A 19,447-nucleotide genomic window follows, 5' to 3' on the forward strand; every position below is an offset into this window, starting at 1 on the left:
TACATTACTTCTACCAACTAAGTATAACAGAATTGTCAACTAAGAGTTGCAATAAAAATTAACCTATAATTTTTAAATAATAAGTTCATGCTTGGACCTTCTTTATCCAACATTGTGCATCTTTTGAAAACAAATCATTTGATATAGCCTTACTTATAGCTGGGCATCCCCTGCATAATGAAACTAAATGACATCCATAACATCCTTTATATGACGATAATTCAGATAATTTCTTATAATTTTCTGACTGAAGAATATTAAAAATATTATCCTTAAGAATATTACCTATAAAATAATCATCTAACTTTGCACAAGGAAGTATATCACCATTATAGTTGATAACAAAACAATTATTATTTCCAATACTACAACCATAATTTATTCTGGAATTATTGATTTCATAACCATTTAGTATTCCTAGTTCATCTAATAGTGGAATCCAAAGATGGTCTCTAAACAGAAGTGTCATTTTATAACCTTTAACTTTTAAATTTTGATAATTTTTCAATGTACTTAATAAAAATTTATGATACTCTTCAGGCGTGAACATATATTTGTAATCACTACTTGAATTTGGGCAAAATCTAGCAAAATCAAAATAATCAACTCCACATTCAGCCAAGTAGTTCATAACACTATTCATTTCACTAGAATTAATCTTACTCACGGTATATTTTACTAATGTTATAATTCCAGAACGTTTTAAATCTTTTAATTTTTGTATCGTTATATCAAAACTCCCTTTGCTACGAATATAATCATGAGTCTGTTTTAGTCCATCAATACTCAAATTATATTGATGGACTCCTAAATTTTTAAGCTTAACTATAATATCATTATTTAAAAGTCTAGGATTACCTTTAATTGTTATAATTATATTTTTATCATGAGCATAATTTATTAATTTAAACAAATCAGTATATAATAATGGATCTCCCCCTGTAAAAGCTATATATGGTTGTAACTTGAGTCTAGAACTTATCTCATATATCTGATCTATAATATCAATACTTTTTTTTAAATCAAATACGTTATTGATAGCTTTATTTTTATCCAAATAGCAGTGATTACAATTTTCTGTGCACAAGCTTGTTAAATGCCATTGAACATAGAAATAGCTATAGTATGAATTAATACTATTTTTTATGAATTTTTTTAGCATATTTTTCATAAAAAATCCTTCCCCCCTCTTCTGATATGTCTCATCGTTGGAAACTTAATTTTTTACAAATTACTCTCGATAATATGTAATTTTTTTAACTCATATATATAATCATTTTTTAAATTTCTATATTTATAAAAATTATTAGTATTATTATTGTACATATCCAAAAATAAATCTTTCATTCTATTTTTTAGTATTACTTTTTTATTTAACGCAATATCTTTAACAACCACAGTATTATCATTTAACTCTATGAGTAAGGCTTCTCTAATTTTATATGCTTCTATTGGATGCAGAGTATTTTTATAATTTTCAATTTTTTGTGCTGCAACTTCACACTCACCTACATTACTTATAAATTTTCCATTCTTATAAAAATCTAATATGCAACCATGACAATATTTTTTTAATTTGCAAGATATACAAAATTCATCTCTATATTGTTCAACTTTTTCACTAAAGTTTAGTACATCTTTATAAATTGAATTATTATTTGAATATAGTTCAATTTCATCTCTGCACATACTTGATATATGTTCCTTTTTATAATTCTTGCACACTTCATCAATTTTATACCATTTATTACACGGGTAAACGGTTCCGTCGTTCTTGATATACATAGATATATTGCCGTTTTTTATTCCACATTCTGCTGTATCTATTGCAAAATTTAAATTATATTTGGTATTTAAATATGACAATAAAAGCGGTTTTGCAAAAATCTCAGTATTACTATTATATTTAACAGTATTTAAAGCAATTTGTTCACAGGCTTGAACCCATTCATCATCTAAAATTGACAGGTTATTATTTATAGCATTTCCTTCCTCTGATACCCTATTAAATATTAAATTTTTTATGTCTAATTTAAAAAATTTATCTATAATCATATAATTAAATTTGTTTATTGTAAAATTTACACTAATGGTTATTTTACTATTTAATTTTTTCACTTTTTCTTTAAAATTTATTAAATTATTTAATGATCTAAAGAATGTATTTTTTCCTCTAATTTTTTCATGTGTAATTGCATCTGGTCCGTCCAAGCTAAAAGTAATACTAGTAACATTACTTTTGATTATACTATCAGATATAGTATCATCTAACAGCAATCCATTAGTAACCATAGAATATGTAATTTCTTTCTTAGTCAAATAATCTACTATATCTAAAAAGCCATCTTTCATTAAAGGTTCCCCACCCAATAAATGTAAATGAGCTTGATAAGGCAGTTTATCAATAAATTTAAAGCAATCTTGTAAATTCATTTCGGTAGTATATTTTTTATCTTCAACTAGACTCCAATTATAACAATGCTTACATCTTAAGTTACATTTAGCTGTAATATCCCAGGCTATTATTTTTTTCATAATAATAACTTTAACTCCTTTCACTGTGCTCAAGGCACAAAATTTAATTAAAGTAGTTAGCTTTTAAAGTATTGTTAGTAATTATAGACAAGTATACAGGTGTTAATCTTTGTTTAAACAAAGGGCGTTTCAGATTATGAGTATTCAGTCAACACCTGTGTACTCTATCTTGTATTTGTAGATGATGCAACTGTTAAATTTTTATTTAGCAAAATATATTAACTGTTGACCTTCCTTCAGAACCTTCATTGTCACGAGCAGCAGCATCAACATTCATAAGAAAAGATTCTTCTATTTCTTCAAATTCAAAATCTAATTCATTCATCATTACTCACCTCCCTTTCCCTTTTGATAAAATAAATACATTTATGTATTTATTTTACTGTAAGTATACTCTTTTTTTTACAGATGTACAAGCTTTTTTTTACATATTTTTAACAATACACATCTATATATTATCAGATCATATGTTATTTGGTTTACTTGTTAAAAATATAACATTACTTACCTCTATAAACAAAATTGATTATTTAAATACCTTATTTAAGTTTTCCTTATTCATTTTAAAAATAATTTTTCTGATGCTATCTTCTGAAAGACTATATTCATTTGAAAGCTTTGTAGGTTTTATTCCTTCCTTATATTTATTATATATTTCTAAATTTCTTTCTCTAATCGCTCTGCGAGTGCCATTACTTTCTCCCCACGCTTTTCTGCCTTCGTTTTTAGGAATATATATAAGTTCTCCTTGAACATACTTTTGAAGCTCCTTTAAAAGAGTCTCTGGCAAAAGATCCTTTCCATTTTTGTAACACAATATCAAATTCCTCCTGTTTACTCTCGATATTCATTAATAAAGCTTTGGAATTTTCCATCATAAACACCTCCTATAAATATAAAAATTCCGCGGACACACAACCCATCCGCGGAATTTTAAGTATAAAAAAAACACGATAACTTCGTGCATTCTGATAACTTTAAATTCTTTTATTTTTTTCAGATGACGGTTATTAATTTGCTTTTCGAAAGCACGATAAATAAAAGGTATTAAACCCTCATTTTTTCAAATAAAAACGCACACTGCCTTCGAAATTATTCAGTTATTTAACAAGTACCTCTAAATAAACATTTAAAATAATCACTTTTAAAATCCTCCTTCATCTGAATTTTTTTACAAGTTAATTTTATAATAAATTGTATTTTATGTCAATTTAGCACATGAAAGGTTAATTCTTTCTCTGTGTATTCCTTTGTTACCCCTTGAAATATCTTATCGCCGCATTCTATACCAACTTTTTTTGCAACCTCTACAGCAAATTCTCTAAATGCGAAACCAATTGCCGTAACTAAATTTCCATCTACACAAACTGGTTTCCTTACGATATTTTCCCTAGGTATAAAATCAAATTCATCTATTATCTCTTCGAATAAACCACTACAATATTTATGATTATTTAAAATTCCTGCTTTAGCAAGCAAAATTGGTGAACTTGATATACTAGCAATTATAATGTCTTTATCATTTTGAAAAGATCTTAAAAATTCAATATTTTTATCATCACCAAGTGCCTCATGGAAATCCCAAATTCCAGGCATAATAATGCAATCATATTCTTCTCTCTTAAACTCCAGAAATGTCTTATGTGGTAAAATTGTAAACCCATCTTCGCTATTTATTGGATTAATGGATGAAGCAAAAACAGTTATTTCCTTGTCATAGAATTTAAACAATTCTGTTAAACAACTAATTTCTTGCATACAAAACTCAGGATAAATCATTACAGCTGCTTTTTTCACTATACTTCACCTCTAAATATACTATATCTATATAATAATATTTCAGCGAGCATCGAACCCTCTGAAACTTCGCTGCATTTTCTAAAGAAATCACATTAATTAAAGGAGGCACTGATAACAGTGCCTCCTCCTTACCGATGGTCAATTAGTCTATTTACTAGACTAAAAGCCACCTCCTAGTAATTTTCAATAGAATCATCCCCTTTCACTAAAGTAACCGGTTCTGAGATAAACCCTCTGAAACTTAAAATTTAATTGTACTAAAACGCCACGTATTAAGGCATTATGGTACACTTAAGTTTTAATAGTTGAAGAGGTTTATCAATGAGATAAATAGCTTCAATTTAAAATTATTTATACCAAGTGACGTCTACCTGATAATTTTTTTGAAGCATCCTTATCTGTAACTAATTATCGCACGTAATGGATAATTGTATCAATGGAAAGAATTTTTATAATAGAACTTTCCTTATTTCCTGCTTCCATCCTTATTAAAAACTTTTTTCAAATGCACTTCATCCAAAATAAGCATTGCAATCACACCTATCAAAACTATTATACCTTGGTATCCAATATTAACATTTTTAATCAGTTGATTCAATATAAATCCTAATACAATACAAACTATGCCCAGTATTATCATGCTATTAGCCGAATACTTTTGAGCCACCTTCCAGGTATCTTGATTTTTCATTGAAGTATTTGTTCGATATCCGTATACACCATTTATCTTTTTAGGAGGAAATATTTTAAATATCAATCCGCCAATTGCAAATAGCATTCCAAGTTCGTATAACATGAAAACACCTCCTCAAATTTAGCTATTTAATATAAATTCCTTCTAACTCCATACTTTTATTATACGATAATGTAAGCTGAACCTTTTTATTATCATACTTAACAACTGCCACAACTACAGCATCTCCCTTGACCTCTTGAAATATCATTTTTGATATAGAATTGTACTTGCCAAGCTCCCCAAGTCCTGTCCATGCTTCTTTTAACTTATCTCCTGTTATTCCTCCTTTAAGCTTTTGGCTCATTCCAGCAATAATATCATCGTATTTTCCATTATTAAAATTATCCACAACCTTTTGTGTTGCAGCCTTTAACTTAGTTTCACTATAATTACTGCTTAGTTTAGCAGCTCCACATCCCCCTAACATCATTATGCAGAAAGATATTGCTAAAAATTTAAATAGTTTTTTCATTGTAAAACTCCATCTCCCTCATATAGATAAACCATTTCAACTACCAAAATCACTTTGCATCATAATGCCCAGAAGATGGCATTTTGATACAAATTAATTTTGAAGTTTCACACGGTTTATCTTTATATAATTTTTTAGCTTTCACCGCAAAAATTAAAAGTCCAATAGCCCAAATTGCACACCAAACTTCAACTAAATAAATGTTAAAACCTAATGCTGGTATAATTCCTGAAAAAGAATCTATTACTGCATGAATAAATATTGCTAACAATAAATATATCTTAGCCTTCACCTTTATTCCATACAAAACTAATAAGGTTAAACCAACATGAACAGTCATAGCAAGTAATCTTTCAATTCCTGGCATTAATGCATTTATAACTGTAACTGAACTACCTAAGTCTACATTAGAATTAATAACCTTAATTAATTCAGTTATGCAGCTAAAGCCAGTTATAAGTATAGCTTCTATTCCACCATGTCCAATTCCAAAAGCAATTCCACTACTCCAATCCACCTTGCCTTTACCTTTAATAATTGCTTTAAACCCTATAAATCTGGCAGTTTCCTCAAATAATCCAGCAGTAATTCCACAAAATATACAATAAATTATTGGGTAAAAATTCTCCATGGTAATAAACCAAGTCATATTCGGTAGCACTTTATTTAATATTGGCAGCCTTAAAAACACTTGAGATATAGTAAAAGCACAAACACCAACAAAATAGAATTTTATATTTTGCCTTTTGTTAACTATAATATAAATAAGATAGCCTAATGGAATTCCAAAACAAATTAAGATGTCTATAATAAGACATATAATTATGAGACAATTGTTCACATTATCACTCCTAACTTACAGGAATAACTATATTAACTTTAAAGATTTTATCTTTATATTCTATCCTCATATTCCCTTCATATTTATTTAAAGCCATTCTTACATTCTCCAAGCCAAGCCCCTTGTGATGCTTTTTTGTAGACTTAAAACCTTTCTTTTCCTGTATAGGCTCTTTATCTGTTGGATTAATCAAGTTTATCACTATAAATTCATTAAATTTATCTACCTTTAAAGATATATTTTTATTTTCTGCCGCAGTTTTAGTTCCTTCAATAGCATTGTCCAAAAGATTAGAAAATATTGTAGTCAAATCTATATCCTTTATAAATTCTAAATTTACGTCTCCTATTTTACAATTTATGCCTACGCCCAATTGTTCAGCTTTTGAAAGCTTATCATTTATGATTATATTTAGAACCTTATTGCTTGTATAATATTTTTGAACAAATTTATCAAACATTTTATACATATCTTCAGCGTAATTTTTAGCCTTTTCAGTTTCTCTTTGCTCATATAATTCTTCTATTGCATTCATATGATTTTTTATATCATGAATAATTTTTCTAGAATTCTTATACTTTGTATCCAAATTGTTATAATATTCGTATTGCATTTTAGCTTGTTCATTATAAAGCATCAATTCATTTTTTAATTTATTATTATTGGATATTGCCTCAAAAATATTTGTTATATATACATTTAAAGCAATGATTGATGCTATATTTACAACAATTAAAATTGTATCTTCCAAGGATATATAAGTTTGTGCATACATAAGCAAAGTAGTAATATAAAAAATACTAAATATAGGCAGTATCAAAAAGTTAAAAAATTGAACCGTTGTTATCCTTTCTATCTTTTTCCTTTTATAAAAAACTATACCTAGCCTTGCGGCACTAAGATTTGAAAGCTGTATAATTATAGAATCTGTTATAACGAATATATCCAAACTGTAGAAATTAATATTAAATAGCTGACAAACCTGCCCAAATAAAAAACCTACTACTATCTGAAAACATCCTAAAATAACAATAAAGATACTGTAATAAAATAAATATATCTTTTTATCGTTGTAAAGAAAATGTCCAGCTATAACTGTTGCAATTACATTTATGAGAAATGCAATAAACTGACTGTGAAAAACCCCTGCTGCAAAAACTGCTAATGTAAAAAATATATATCCAAGCACATAAACATACTTTTTATGATAAAGATTTCTTTCTAAGCTGCCCATAAAATAGAAAATTATATAAATTGAAAACAATCCTAATATAATGGATATTGTCTGTCCTAATATAGTTATTGAATCATTTAACATAAGTGTCTTCACCCCTAAATATGCTTTTCTAAAAATATATTAAATTGTTCTCTAAACTCTGCGGATTTTTTCTGTGAAAGAGGTATTATACTTCCATCCATCATAAAAATGTCATAGCCCTTTATATTTCTTATATGGAATAAATTTACTGTAAAACTCTTATGCGGCATTAAAAATCCGAATTTCTCTATTCTACTTGCAACCGAAGCTATTTTTTCTTTTATCATATAAGTTCTGTCCAAAGTTTTTATTTTTACACTTCTATTTACATACTCAAAATAATATATTTGCTTTGGATTTAATCTTACAACTCCATCTAAAGTTATAAATTCAATACCTTCATCTTTCTTTTCTTCCTTTGAATATGCAGTAGCTTCACATAACTGCTTATATATCTGTTCTTTTTTTATTGGCTTATTTAAATACCCAAAAGCATGAACTTCAAAAGCCATATTTGTGTAATCAGTAAAACTTGTAACATAAATTATTTTTACTCCTTTATCATAATTTCTTATTCGCTTTGCCGTTTCAATTCCGTCAATACCAGTCATATCAATATCCAAGAATATAATTTCAAATTTAAGCTTTCCTTTTAAAAGTTCTTCTCCTGAACTATAAGTTTTCACCTCACATTTGTCTTTTTCATATTCTTCAATATATTTTTTTATTTGATCTAAAACTTTCTTATCATCATCACATATTGCAATATTAATCATATTTTCTCTCCACCAGTAAATTTAATTTTTACTTTCCTAGGTATCTTAATTATATATCCCTAAAACTTCCATCTCAATACTTACTGCATGATATACAGTTTTTGATACATAAAATACATAAAAAAAAGAGTAAAGTTTAGCTTCACTCTTTAAAATATACCTTATCTAAATATTCTGATAGGCATGAGCTCACATAAGCACCTATGATTACCCATACAATATCTAAAATTGTCCTCAAAAGCAAATCAACAATATCTACTTTAGCAATAACTACAATAAAAAAGTTAAAGAAAAATAGATTAACACCAAAAATAACACCACCAAACATTATACAATTCATTATTTTACTCTTACTTCTTGCAGTTTTTCCTAAGCCTTCAAAGATAAAACCAATAACTATCCCAACTGCAATAACCCAAATTAATGTAGCACCTAATCTTTTATCTAATTGAGAAAATACATTAAATACTTTATATTCAGCTAACCTTCCAACCAAAAAAATAAGTGTTATAATTATAATATTTAATACAGATATTCTTCTTGAGCTCTCTTTAATATAAACTTCTTTCTTCGCTATAAACTTACCTAAAAGAAAACCTAATATCACTATAACTGAACCATCAATAATTGGATAATAAATCATGTCAATAATCGAATTATTGGGCAAGGGTTCATAAAGATATGCAATCCACATAAGCGCAAACATTCCACCATATTTAAGTCCTCTAACTATTGGACTCCCACTAATTTCTTTTTCAACTAATAAAAATACATATGAAAGAGCCATATATAAAACTGTACCATAAATAATAAGCACAAGTAATGCCACTCCACTCGCTACAAATATACTCGGCTTAAAATATGACTTTTCTTGTGGTATTATTAGCTGAAACATTCCGCGAATCATTATAGCCAAAAAACTAACAATTAATATTTTAAAAAATTGTTTTTTTCTCATATAACCTCCATCAACCCGCTTTAATTAAACATCAATATCTTATTAAACACTGTTCAATAAAATTATATCAATATCAATATCAAATGTCAAAATAATCCATAGCACCTAAAATCTGTAACGAACATTCTTTTGCTGATGATGCAAAAGTATCAACTGTTAAATCATAACCTTCTTTTGGAAACAAATATTCATAAGATGCTTCGGCAGAACCTACGCATCTATTTTTTCGCTCCTCTTCCCTTCAAAGCCTCTATATTTCCACTTCTAATATCATTTAATTTTCCAGATATTTTTTTAATATCCCAATCCCACCAATTAATTTTAATTAAATCATTTATAATTGAATCGTTAAATCTCTTTCTTATAATTTTTGCCGGCACCCCACCAACTATAGAATATGGAGGTACATCCTTAGTTACCAATGCTCTAGTTCCAATGATAGCTCCATCTCCAATATGGACTCCAGACATAATAACTGCATCAAATCCAATCCAAACATCATTTCCAATTACAATGTCACCTTTATTGTCCCAAGCTTCGGTAATCTTCATTGAACTATCCCATTCTTCATCAAAAATTGGAAATGGATATGTGGACAATGACTTTAAGGTATGATTTGCAGAATTAAAAATAAATTTAGCATTGCAAGCAATAGAACAAAACTTTCCAATTATAAGCTTATCATTATTAACATAGGGATAGTGATATAAGACATTATTTTTTTCGAAATCTTTTGGATCATTATAAAAATCATTATACATTGTAAAATCGCCAACAGTTATATTGGGCTTAGTGATTACATTTTTTAAGTAAACTGTAGTAAAATCCTTTGTTCTAGGATAAATCTTTTCAGTGTTAGGTTTTTTATTCATAATTTTCAACTCCCTTTATGAATATTATAGTTTAACACCATATCTTTACCTAGTTCACAAACGCTTCTGCAAAAAAGTTGAACTTGTTATTTTCTTTAATATGCCTATATCGATAACGCACCACACAACACTTATAAGCATAAAAAATACAAATGTCAGCCATTCTTCATTCTTAAATTTAATTGCAATTGTAGTAAATAAATATGCATAATCTAATATAGTTATTATTGTAATTGGAATATAAATCTTCATATAATATTGGAGATAACAATATTTTTTTCATTAAATTTATATTTACTAATATCTTGCTCTATTATTTTAGTGTCACTTTTCATAATTGTGAAATATACATTTCCACCAATTAAATAAGACCCTAGTAAGCTAAAAATAGTAGTACCCATAAAAGCAATAGCTTTAATCCATACATTACTATTTAGCATTCCAAGGCTCAATCCAATTACTATAATATCGCCAATCACTAGCCAGATAACACGTATTTAATATATTTTTAAAAGAATAAATTGATATAAAAACTAATTCCAAATTTATAATTACTTTAAAAATTAGCTCTTGCTTATTTTGAGCCTTTAAAATATCAAATCCATTTATTACAGAAAACTCAATAGAAGCTATGAGAAAAACTACTAAAAGAACCATACCAGTACTTTTTTTCATACTTTCTTCGCCTTTTTCTCCAAAGGCTAAATTATGTCTAACTTTTAAATTAGTTTTTACTAAGGCTAATAATTGTTTCATCTTCAAATACCCCCATGTAAATATATCCTAAGTTATTCCTATTATTAAGCCTATTTTATAACTCATTATATACTTATCCTAGTATCACAGGTAATTGATAAAGTTACTTAAGTCATTTTATTAATCAACAATAAAAAACTAGGGATTGTCACACTAAGATTATTTAATACGTAACTTATAATTATTGCGAAGTAATTTAATCAATGCACAATTCACAGTTCACAATGCACAATGAATGATGATTTGCCTTCCCTTCGTCAGGTAAATCTTAAACTTAAATATTATAACCTTCGCTTAGCACCATAAATGATGCTATTGCGAAAACAATAAAAAAATTAAATTTAAGGTTTTCTGTAGCTTTGCTACAGAAAATCATCCTTCATTGTGAATTGTGCATCGTGAATTGTGAATTGATTTAATTCGTAATATTTAAGATTTGCGTATAAAATAATTTAGTGTAGCCTCCCTAGCTCCAAAGTAACTCCTACTATTTCAGCAATTTATTAATATCTTCTTTTATTTTTGATGGAACTGTTATTGGTGCATATCTATTTACTACATTTCCTTCTGAATCTATTAAGAACTTAGTAAAATTCCATTTTATTTCATTTCCTAAAACACCCTTAGTTTCATTTTTCAAATATTTATATAATGGATGTGCTTCTGCCCCATTTACATCTATCTTTTCAAACATTGTAAAGCTGACTCCATAGTTTATTAAACAAAACTTACTTATTTCTTCATTTGTTCCTGGATCTTGATGAGCAAACTGATTGCAAGGAAATCCTAATATTTCAAAACCTCTATCTTTATATTCCTTATATAATTCTTCTAGTTCCTTAAATTGAGGTGTTAAACCACACTTACTTGCAGTATTTACAACTAAAACTACCTTTCCCTTGTATTCCTCCATTTTAGTTTCTTGTCCGTCCATTTTTTTTGCTGAAAAATCATAAAAATTCATATCGATTTACCTCCATATTAATAAAATTTATTTATATTTTATTATATTGTTCAAAATTTAATTGTGCAAAATATATTTGATAATTTTATTTTATATTCTTTAAACTTAATTGTCAATACTTAAATATTGAGAACCCTTTCCAAAGTACAGAGTACAAAGTATAAAGAAGGATGATTTTCTTTTCGCTTTGCTACAGAAAACCTTAAAACTTATTTTTGATTGCTTAAGCAATCGCAGTGTTAGTGTTGCTCAGCAAAGCCGACAACATTTAAGTTTAAGATTTGCCTGACGTAAGGAAAGGTAAATCATCCTTCTTTGTACTCTGTACTTTATACTTTGTACTTTGGTTTAATAGGGATAAGCAAATCAAGTTGCATTTTAGTAAGCTCCTCTGAAGTCTTATCATAAAGATTTATATAATTTAAATGCTCTTCTAAGCATTCATCTCCATCTTTAGAATTTGCCACGAAGTTTTTTTCATATTCATCATTATTTTCTACCCAATCATTTATAAGTTGCCATTCATCAAAATTGCCCATTCTTATTGTATGAGCTGCATAAAGTCCACCTTCAAATTTTTTCTTTATGAAAGGTTCTTTAACCTCCATGTCATCTGGAATTGTAATCCATCTTTCATAACCATGTTGACCGCCGCTCGGATGATTAAAACCATAATGCCTAAAATCTGGCTTTAATTTTGCTAACCCAGTATTCTTTATAAACTTATTTACTTCCTCTGCTGTTATATCCTCAGATGAAGGGCATCCACCTACATTTCCTACCGCTGCAACAGTAGCTGGTGGTAAATACACTATTCTTGCATCCTTTAACTTTGATAATTTTTCGTCTGCATGATTTAAATCGTTCATTGATACATCCTCCTTAAAATTAATCTTGGTCACGGTTAGCGAATCAACGATTTTTAATATCTCTTCATTATTCATTATTCTCTTACTAACCTCAACCCCAGAATTTTCCCTAAGGTGGGCACTTAACTCTTCCAAAACTAATTTTATTGTTGATAGTGAAGAGACTTCATTAGAAATTTCATTAAGTTTATTTTGAAAAATTTCTACAGCCGTAGAAGCCCTTTCACTTTCCAAGATTAAGCTTATTTCTTTTAATGGTATTCGAAGCTTTCTCAAAACAATAATTTGCTGCAGCCTTATTATTGCACTTTCATCATAGGTCCTATATGCATATCCATCCTTCTTAACACTCTCCATAAGTCCTATCTTCTCATAGTACCTAAGAGTTCTTGTGGATACGCTAAATTTTTTTGATACTTCACTTATGGTTTCTAATTTCACGAGTTAGCTCCCCCCTTTCAATGACGATTATAAATTACGACACGACGTCAAAGTCAACTATTATTTTATTATAGATGAACACCTTGGAGCCTGAAAATTGCAAATTCCAAGTTTATCCTAACTGCAATACTTTTCAATTCACAGTTCACGATGCACAATTCACAATGAAGGATAATTTACCTTTCGCTCTGCTTATGTAAATCTTAAATTTAAAGATTGTCAGCTTTGCTGAGCATCATATATTGCGCCATTGCGTAAGCAATAAAAAAATAAGTTTTAAGATTTTTATACGCTCGCGTAGAAAAATCATCCTTCATTGTGCATTGTGAACTGTGAATTGTGAATTGATTTTATTCGTAATATTTAAGTTTGCCATAAAATAAATTTAGTATTGCTCTTTTTCCCACCATCCAAGTGCTACTATTACTTTACTTACTGTTATACCTTGAGATTTTATAACAAGAACATAATTGCCCTCTTCAGCTTCTATAAATTTTCCATCTTCTTCGCCAACCAATGTTGTATGTGGCGGTACTATCCTTTCATAAACATTAACCCCCGCTTTGGGAAGTGTATTGGTTGCTTCTATAAATCTAATCTGAGCTTTATTTTGTGGAAAAGGTCTTATCGCAGTATTGGTTGGTGAAACCTTATCTGATATGCGGCTTTTTTCAGGGAAATCAGTATTTAACCATATTTGTGCAGTTAAATATTCATCTGAAAAATTAGTAACAGTAAACACATTTACATATTGATTAATGCCGGAATCACATGGATTTATTAAACCTGCCCATCCAACGGATCCACTTCCCACTTTTAAAGCTTCTGTTTGACCTACAAAATATTTTCCTTCTGTTGATTTAGCTAAAGAAACAGGAACACTCACTACCTGCCTTGATCTAATATCCTCATTGTGCTGATGTGCCATAAAATACATCTCCAAAAAATTTTCATCTCTATATAATATTCAAGAAAATGATTATATATTAATTTAAAACATAGCCTCTTAAATATATTTTACTGACAAAGCATTTAATTCTGATAGTAGCTTTTCATTGTTTAATCTTGCTGCTATAGGTGAAAATATATCTATGGTCTCCCTTGCCTTTTCCTTAAAACGTGTTTTATCTATAAACTCTATTGTTCTCATGTTATGAAGCCTATCAGCTAATTTAATCATTATTACATCTCCATCTATTAAAGCTTTATGTCCATCAAAATTTGTTACGCCATTAATAACTTCTGCAATTCTCTGCCCAAATTCACTTTTGACTTTTTCAATAGATAAACTGGTTTTTTCCAAAATAATATCATGAAGTAATCCTGCTATAACAGCTTCCTCACTTGCTTCCATTTGGGATAATAAAATAGCTACATTAATTGGATGGATTACGTAATCATCACCTGAATATCTCTTTTGACCAGAGTGCGCCCTGCAAGCAAATTCATATGCTTTCTTTAGCTTTTCTTTATCATATTCTAATTTGTTATCATTTATAATTGTCCATAAAACCTCATATAATTCTTCTTTTGTGGCATGAATATCTGTATTCTTCAAAAACAACATATTAAAATTACCTCCTAAACAGTTAATTTGAAAATTAAAAGCTTTTAAAAGCTCAGGTGAAAAACCAAACTTGTTTTTAAATGCCTTTGTAAAACCGCTATGTGATTGATAGCCATAATCCAATGCAGCATCAATTATTTTTCTTCCATTTAATATTTCTTCTGAAGCTTTAGTAAGCCTACGATCTTTTACATATTCCATAATTGACAATCCCATTTTTTCTTTAAACTTCCGTGAAAAATAATATAATGAATATCCTGAATTCTTTGCAATATCTTCTGCTGTTATAGTTTCATTGATATTTTCTTCAATATATTTTAAGCTATCAAATATAACTGTTTTTAAATTCAAATTTTCACCTTCTTCCTCCCACGTGGTAATTATAATATATATTTTTCTTTCTAAAATTTCTTTTCCATTCTTGCCATCTTATATAAGTTTTTTATTTTTGTTCATGATCAAAATTATTCTTTTGCATATTAATCATAAGCTTTATTAAGTGTTTCAAAAAAGCAACTACGTATTCACTATTTATAGAAGACTCATTTAAAATTGCATAAATGCTGCGGCTGCATTCCGGTTCATTAATTGGAATCAATACTGCATTTTGATCGGTTAGTCTTCCCCATGAATATTCTGGCCAAAACGCAATTCCTAGATTTGAATAAATTAAATTTTTCACACATTCATGATTATCACTTTCAAAAATAATTTGAGGCTTAAATCCTTCCTGCTTACAATACTCATCACAGATAATTCTAAATGGTCTTGCACCTGAAAAGCTAATAAAGCCTTCCTTTTCTACCTGTTTTAAGGAAATAGTTTTTAAAGGGGCATACTTACTGTTACTTGGGACTGCTAATAATATTTTTTCTTTAAGTAAAAGTATACTTCCTTTAGGAATCTTATCAGAAATAACACACGAAATACATATATCAAAATCTGCTTCATCCACATTCTGCAATAAGCGAAACTTTACATCAGGATATAATTTTTTAAATGAAATTATAGATTGAGTAACCAGTGTTGATGCTGATAAAATGTTCAATTGTATAGTTTGTGAGACTTCTTTATCAATTTCTTTTAATCGAACAGGTAATAAATCTAAAACACTTATAATTGGCAGCAACTCCTTTTGCAATAGTTTTCCACAAGGATTCAGCCGAATACTTCTATTTTTTCGTTCAAAAAGTTTTACGCCAAGCTCCTCTTCAAGATGTTTTATAGATTGTGATAAAGCAGGCTGAGCAATATGTAATGAGTTAGCAGCTTTTGTCATGTGTTCATACTCAGCTGCAACAAGAAAATACTTTAATTGAAGAATGTCCATAATTCCCTCCAAAATATCATAAGTAAATACTTATCAATTTAATAAATATTATATATTTTCATTTATTAAAAAACAACGTTATAATAAGAATATAGATAAACAATTTGAAAAGCAGAGTACAAAGTACAAAGTACAGAGAAGGATGATTTACCTTTCGTTTTACTCAGGCAAATCTTAAACTTAAATGGTATCAGCTTCGCTGAGTACCATGTATAGCGCGATTGCGCAGCAATAAAAAAATAAGTTTTCAGATTTTTTCGTAGTGCTAACGGAGAAAAATCGTCCTTCATTGTACTTTGTACTCTGTACTTTGTACTTTGGTTTCTCCTCGACGAATTGCAATTTGCCAGGATAAACTTGAAATTAAAAATACCAAGTGGTTTATCTTTATTCAAAAGAAAAATATATTTAAAAAAAGGTGTTATACATTGAAAGATAAAAATTATTATACAGAAATAACAGAAAAACTTGGATTTGGAATGGTACTTGCATTATCCGGTGGGTTCATGGATGCATATTCTTATACCGTTCATGGAAAAGTATTTGCTACAGGACAAACAGGTAATTTTGTACTTGTTGCTGCACATTTGATAGACGGAGATTATGCAGGAGCATTTCACAGTCTTGTGCCAATTTTATCATTTTGGTTAGGAATTCTTATATCCTGGCATATATTTTACTCTTATTTTAAAGAAAACAGACATCTTTGGAAACACAGCATGATAGCAATTGAGCTGATCGCTTTATTTATTGCTGGATTTATTCCCCGCTCTTATCCAGACATAATAGCTAATACACTTGTATCTTTCTCAGCATCATTGCAATTTTGTGCATTTCGTAAATTAGGTTCTGGTGAGGCTTATGCTTGTATCTTCTGTACTGGTAATATGCGCTCTTGTGCCGAAAATTTTTACAAGGGAATTGCAAGAAAGGACAAGCAGTGTATGAAAAAAGCGATACATTTTACTTACATCCTTATTTCATTTTTCATAGGAGCAATTGTATGTACTTTAGAATCAAAAACACTTCATCAAATGTCAATTTGGAGTGTAGACATTGTTCTCTTATCGGCATTAGTAGGTTCATATGTTTTAAACAAACACATGTTAAAAAAGGAGCATTTAAAACAGCAAGAACTTGAAGAAACTGCAGTTTAAACTTTCATAAATAAAAATGTATTTTATAAGTAGAATTTAAATATTGCGAAGCAAAGTGTAGTGCAAAATCAAATAACAAGGGACATGTACATTAAAAATAATGCACATGTCCCTTGTTATTTTGATACTTGTACCACACCTTTATTTCCAATCTTTAAATAAGCTCGTATTACAAAATTTAGATGTAGGAACTTTTGGTAGTTGAGCTAGTTTCAATAGATATTAAAAACTTACAAAAAACAATGGTGTAGTGCAAAAACTTAAATAATAAGTGGGAGCTCTGCATAAAAAAATGATGTGAGGAATAGCGTTGAAGAAACATTTAAATAAAATTTTATAAATCTTAGGGAATAAATCGTAAAAGTCTTAGAAATTTCAATTGTTTGAGCTGCCTCTTGCGAGTTATTGAAAGTTCTTAGAATTTTCCGATTTAGTCTCTTAGATTTATTAATTTTATTTAAGGTTTCAAGACGCTATTAATCGCATCATTTTTATGCAGAGCTCCCACTTATTATTTTGTTTTGCACTACACTTTTGTTCGCAATAATTTTAATTTGCAACTAAGGATTTCTCTTTCCACTTTCCCTGCCTATACCTAACTACACTTGCAATAGCTGTAATAACCCATGTGAGTCCAGTAGTAATCCATACACTCCAAACTCCAAATACAGGCATTAAGGCTAAAATACTTGAAAAGCCAACTCTTCCCATAACCTCTACAAGTCCATTAACCATGGCATAAAATGCATCTCCTGTACCATTTAAAAGTCCTCTTGTTATATGAATCATTCCAAGTGGAAAATACATTAAACTAGTGATTCTAATTGCCTTTGCACCAAGGCTTATTACAGCTTCGTCTTTAACAAAGACCTCCATAATGGCACGTCCTCCAATTTGTGCTGCAATCAAGGCTATAACGCTAAGCACAGCTATCATTATAATACTTTTATGATAACCTTTTTTAACTCTATCTAATTTATTGGCTCCCGTATTTTGCCCCGCAAAAGTAGATAAAGCCGCACCTAAAGAGTCAAAGGGTTGTTGTATAAGTTGTTCTATTCTAGACGTTGCAGTATATGCGGCAACTGCTACCTCACCAAAGCTATTAACTACCCCTTGAAGTGCTACTAATGATAAGGCAATCATTGAGTTCTGTGCTGCTATAGGCACACCAATTCTTATACATTTCATGATAATCGCTCGGCTCACTCTTCTGTGCTCAGCTTTCAATTTAAAATATGGGTTCTTTATAACAGCAAAAGTCGTACAACAGATAGCCGCCATTGCTTGCGAAATTACAGTAGCATATGCTGCTCCTGACACGCCAAGCCCAAATTTAAGAACAAAAATCAAATCCAAAACAACATTAACTATACAAGATAAAATCAAAAAAATAAGAGGCGTCTTTGAATCCCCTAAGGCTCTAAGTATAGCAGATATTGCATTATAAGCTGCCACTGCTATCATTCCTCCAGATGTAATTTTCAAAAATCTAGTAGCATCATCTAAAATTTCAGAAGGCGTACCCATAAGTTGTAAAATTGGATGTGCAAAGACAGCTGATACTATACTCATAACCGCTCCTGATACTGCGATAATATAAATTGCATTAGCGATAGCCCTCTTTACACGTGCTTCCTGCTTGGCTCCAAAGTACTGTGAAATAATAATACCTATTCCAATAGAAAGTCCCAAGCATAGTGAAAAGAAGAAGTAACTTATAGATCCTGTGGCACCTACTGCAGCTAATGCATTTGCACCTACAAACTTTCCAACGACAATAGAGTCAATTAAATTATAAAATTGTTGAAATATATTACCAATAAGCATCGGCACCGAAAACTTTACTAAAAGTGAAACTTCATTTCCTTCTGTCATATCATGTACATATTTTGCTGACATATATTACTTCCTTCCTCTTCAGTTTTATAATAAATACTATATCATATCCTTTCGTATCTACTATAATACTATCGTTTTAAAATAGAACAAATCTATTTTATTAAAGTAAGCATATGTATCTGTAAGTACATGTAATAAATCTCCATAAGTATAACCAGTTTAAAGTAAGGCAAGTACGAAACCCTTTTTGCTGCTGTTTTTATACGCTTATAG

23 protein-coding genes are annotated in these 19,447 nt (G+C 29.2%); 1 reads left to right on the top strand and 22 read right to left on the bottom strand.

Annotated features, from left to right (window positions below; translation table 11 throughout):
- Positions 1-85: 85 nt before the first annotated feature.
- The 21 genes from CUEA01_RS01100 to CUEA01_RS01190 all read right to left on the bottom strand — a co-directional run bounded on the left by CUEA01_RS01100 (position 86) and on the right by CUEA01_RS01190 (position 16,175).
- Positions 86-1,171, bottom strand: a complete 1,086-nt coding sequence (locus tag CUEA01_RS01100; RefSeq protein WP_234117296.1) for a radical SAM/SPASM domain-containing protein — start codon at positions 1,169-1,171, stop codon at positions 86-88.
- A gap of 53 nt (positions 1,172-1,224) precedes the next feature.
- The gene (locus tag CUEA01_RS01105) at positions 1,225-2,535 is read right to left on the bottom strand and encodes a radical SAM protein (protein WP_234117297.1); all 1,311 of its coding nucleotides are present in this window, start codon (positions 2,533-2,535) and stop codon (positions 1,225-1,227) included.
- A 205-nt stretch (positions 2,536-2,740) separates the two neighbouring features.
- Positions 2,741-2,863 (bottom strand): hypothetical protein, encoded by a 123-nt coding sequence (locus CUEA01_RS24815; protein ID WP_268906132.1) that lies wholly within the window; start codon positions 2,861-2,863, stop codon positions 2,741-2,743.
- A 198-nt stretch (positions 2,864-3,061) separates the two neighbouring features.
- The gene (locus tag CUEA01_RS01110; protein WP_234117298.1) at positions 3,062-3,352 is read right to left on the bottom strand and encodes a CD3324 family protein; all 291 of its coding nucleotides are present in this window, start codon (positions 3,350-3,352) and stop codon (positions 3,062-3,064) included.
- A gap of 389 nt (positions 3,353-3,741) precedes the next feature.
- Positions 3,742-4,332, bottom strand: coding sequence for a DJ-1/PfpI family protein (locus CUEA01_RS01115; RefSeq protein ID WP_234117299.1), 591 nt, complete (start codon positions 4,330-4,332; stop codon positions 3,742-3,744).
- Positions 4,333-4,801: 469 nt separating this feature from the next.
- A complete protein-coding gene (locus CUEA01_RS01120; protein ID WP_234117300.1) occupies positions 4,802-5,131 on the bottom strand; it encodes an SdpI family protein in 330 nt (109 codons plus the stop codon).
- Positions 5,132-5,153: 22 nt separating this feature from the next.
- The gene (locus CUEA01_RS01125) at positions 5,154-5,543 is read right to left on the bottom strand and encodes a DUF3887 domain-containing protein (RefSeq protein ID WP_234117301.1); all 390 of its coding nucleotides are present in this window, start codon (positions 5,541-5,543) and stop codon (positions 5,154-5,156) included.
- Between the two features lie 49 nt (positions 5,544-5,592).
- Positions 5,593-6,384: a YhfC family glutamic-type intramembrane protease gene (locus CUEA01_RS01130; RefSeq protein WP_234117302.1), complete on the bottom strand. Its 792-nt coding sequence runs from the start codon at positions 6,382-6,384 to the stop codon at positions 5,593-5,595.
- Positions 6,385-6,394: 10 nt separating this feature from the next.
- Positions 6,395-7,702 (bottom strand): sensor histidine kinase, encoded by a 1,308-nt coding sequence (locus tag CUEA01_RS01135; protein ID WP_234117303.1) that lies wholly within the window; start codon positions 7,700-7,702, stop codon positions 6,395-6,397.
- Between the two features lie 14 nt (positions 7,703-7,716).
- The gene (locus CUEA01_RS01140; protein WP_234117304.1) at positions 7,717-8,418 is read right to left on the bottom strand and encodes a LytR/AlgR family response regulator transcription factor; all 702 of its coding nucleotides are present in this window, start codon (positions 8,416-8,418) and stop codon (positions 7,717-7,719) included.
- Positions 8,419-8,560: 142 nt separating this feature from the next.
- Positions 8,561-9,376 (bottom strand): hypothetical protein, encoded by an 816-nt coding sequence (locus tag CUEA01_RS01145; RefSeq protein WP_234117305.1) that lies wholly within the window; start codon positions 9,374-9,376, stop codon positions 8,561-8,563.
- A 79-nt stretch (positions 9,377-9,455) separates the two neighbouring features.
- A complete protein-coding gene (locus CUEA01_RS25080) occupies positions 9,456-9,560 on the bottom strand; it encodes a hypothetical protein (RefSeq protein WP_329603938.1) in 105 nt (34 codons plus the stop codon).
- Between the two features lie 34 nt (positions 9,561-9,594).
- Positions 9,595-10,248 carry a CatB-related O-acetyltransferase gene (locus tag CUEA01_RS01150; RefSeq protein WP_234117306.1) on the bottom strand — a complete coding sequence of 218 codons (654 nt, stop codon included), beginning with the start codon at positions 10,246-10,248 and terminating at the stop codon, positions 9,595-9,597.
- A 54-nt stretch (positions 10,249-10,302) separates the two neighbouring features.
- Positions 10,303-10,500: a hypothetical protein gene (locus CUEA01_RS01155; RefSeq protein WP_234117307.1), complete on the bottom strand. Its 198-nt coding sequence runs from the start codon at positions 10,498-10,500 to the stop codon at positions 10,303-10,305.
- Complete coding sequence (locus CUEA01_RS01160; protein WP_234117308.1) at positions 10,497-10,688, bottom strand: hypothetical protein; 192 nt, start codon at positions 10,686-10,688, stop codon at positions 10,497-10,499. The genes CUEA01_RS01155 and CUEA01_RS01160 overlap by 4 nt, the downstream gene beginning before the upstream one ends.
- On the bottom strand, positions 10,678-11,004 hold the full coding sequence (locus CUEA01_RS01165; protein ID WP_234117309.1) for a hypothetical protein: 327 nt from the start codon (positions 11,002-11,004) through the stop codon (positions 10,678-10,680). The genes CUEA01_RS01160 and CUEA01_RS01165 overlap by 11 nt, the downstream gene beginning before the upstream one ends.
- A 487-nt stretch (positions 11,005-11,491) precedes the next feature.
- Positions 11,492-11,968, bottom strand: coding sequence for a glutathione peroxidase (locus CUEA01_RS01170; protein WP_234117310.1), 477 nt, complete (start codon positions 11,966-11,968; stop codon positions 11,492-11,494).
- Between the two features lie 329 nt (positions 11,969-12,297).
- Entirely contained in the window at positions 12,298-13,278 is a 981-nt protein-coding gene (locus CUEA01_RS25085; RefSeq protein ID WP_234117311.1) for an effector binding domain-containing protein, read from the bottom strand.
- Between the two features lie 385 nt (positions 13,279-13,663).
- The gene (locus tag CUEA01_RS01180; RefSeq protein ID WP_234117312.1) at positions 13,664-14,206 is read right to left on the bottom strand and encodes a DUF6143 family protein; all 543 of its coding nucleotides are present in this window, start codon (positions 14,204-14,206) and stop codon (positions 13,664-13,666) included.
- 78 nt (positions 14,207-14,284) lie between these two features.
- Entirely contained in the window at positions 14,285-15,196 is a 912-nt protein-coding gene (locus CUEA01_RS01185) for a helix-turn-helix domain-containing protein (protein WP_234117313.1), read from the bottom strand.
- A 91-nt stretch (positions 15,197-15,287) separates the two neighbouring features.
- The gene (locus tag CUEA01_RS01190; protein WP_234117314.1) at positions 15,288-16,175 is read right to left on the bottom strand and encodes a LysR family transcriptional regulator; all 888 of its coding nucleotides are present in this window, start codon (positions 16,173-16,175) and stop codon (positions 15,288-15,290) included.
- A gap of 428 nt (positions 16,176-16,603) precedes the next feature.
- Here CUEA01_RS01190 and CUEA01_RS01195 point away from each other — a divergent pair, with 428 nt between their 5' ends.
- Positions 16,604-17,332, top strand: a complete 729-nt coding sequence (locus CUEA01_RS01195) for a YoaK family protein (protein ID WP_234117315.1) — start codon at positions 16,604-16,606, stop codon at positions 17,330-17,332.
- A 549-nt stretch (positions 17,333-17,881) separates the two neighbouring features.
- On the opposite strand, the gene CUEA01_RS01200 is transcribed toward CUEA01_RS01195, so the two are convergent.
- Positions 17,882-19,234: an MATE family efflux transporter gene (locus tag CUEA01_RS01200; RefSeq protein WP_234117316.1), complete on the bottom strand. Its 1,353-nt coding sequence runs from the start codon at positions 19,232-19,234 to the stop codon at positions 17,882-17,884.
- Positions 19,235-19,447: the final 213 nt, after the last annotated feature.

It is taken from the genome of Clostridium hydrogenum (assembly GCF_021432385.1).
GTDB lineage: Bacteria > Bacillota > Clostridia > Clostridiales > Clostridiaceae > Clostridium_S > Clostridium_S hydrogenum.

What these genes read in the sequence shown, in the direction of transcription:
- CUEA01_RS01100 (WP_234117296.1), bottom strand. Translation starts at nt 1,171, where the DNA reads ATGAAAAATATGCTAAAAAAATTCATAAAAAATAGTATTAATTCATAC.
- CUEA01_RS01105 (WP_234117297.1), bottom strand. Translation starts at nt 2,535, where the DNA reads ATGAAAAAAATAATAGCCTGGGATATTACAGCTAAATGTAACTTAAGA.
- CUEA01_RS24815 (WP_268906132.1), bottom strand. Translation starts at nt 2,863, where the DNA reads ATGATGAATGAATTAGATTTTGAATTTGAAGAAATAGAAGAATCTTTT.
- CUEA01_RS01120 (WP_234117300.1), bottom strand. Translation starts at nt 5,131, where the DNA reads ATGTTATACGAACTTGGAATGCTATTTGCAATTGGCGGATTGATATTT.
- CUEA01_RS01125 (WP_234117301.1), bottom strand. Translation starts at nt 5,543, where the DNA reads ATGAAAAAACTATTTAAATTTTTAGCAATATCTTTCTGCATAATGATG.
- CUEA01_RS01135 (WP_234117303.1), bottom strand. Translation starts at nt 7,702, where the DNA reads ATGTTAAATGATTCAATAACTATATTAGGACAGACAATATCCATTATA.
- CUEA01_RS01140 (WP_234117304.1), bottom strand. Translation starts at nt 8,418, where the DNA reads ATGATTAATATTGCAATATGTGATGATGATAAGAAAGTTTTAGATCAA.
- CUEA01_RS01145 (WP_234117305.1), bottom strand. Translation starts at nt 9,376, where the DNA reads ATGAGAAAAAAACAATTTTTTAAAATATTAATTGTTAGTTTTTTGGCT.
- CUEA01_RS01150 (WP_234117306.1), bottom strand. Translation starts at nt 10,248, where the DNA reads ATGAATAAAAAACCTAACACTGAAAAGATTTATCCTAGAACAAAGGAT.
- CUEA01_RS01155 (WP_234117307.1), bottom strand. Translation starts at nt 10,500, where the DNA reads ATGAAGATTTATATTCCAATTACAATAATAACTATATTAGATTATGCA.
- CUEA01_RS01160 (WP_234117308.1), bottom strand. Translation starts at nt 10,688, where the DNA reads ATGCTAAATAGTAATGTATGGATTAAAGCTATTGCTTTTATGGGTACT.
- CUEA01_RS01165 (WP_234117309.1), bottom strand. Translation starts at nt 11,004, where the DNA reads ATGAAACAATTATTAGCCTTAGTAAAAACTAATTTAAAAGTTAGACAT.
- CUEA01_RS01170 (WP_234117310.1), bottom strand. Translation starts at nt 11,968, where the DNA reads ATGAATTTTTATGATTTTTCAGCAAAAAAAATGGACGGACAAGAAACT.
- CUEA01_RS01180 (WP_234117312.1), bottom strand. Translation starts at nt 14,206, where the DNA reads ATGGCACATCAGCACAATGAGGATATTAGATCAAGGCAGGTAGTGAGT.
- CUEA01_RS01190 (WP_234117314.1), bottom strand. Translation starts at nt 16,175, where the DNA reads ATGGACATTCTTCAATTAAAGTATTTTCTTGTTGCAGCTGAGTATGAA.
- CUEA01_RS01200 (WP_234117316.1), bottom strand. Translation starts at nt 19,234, where the DNA reads ATGTCAGCAAAATATGTACATGATATGACAGAAGGAAATGAAGTTTCA.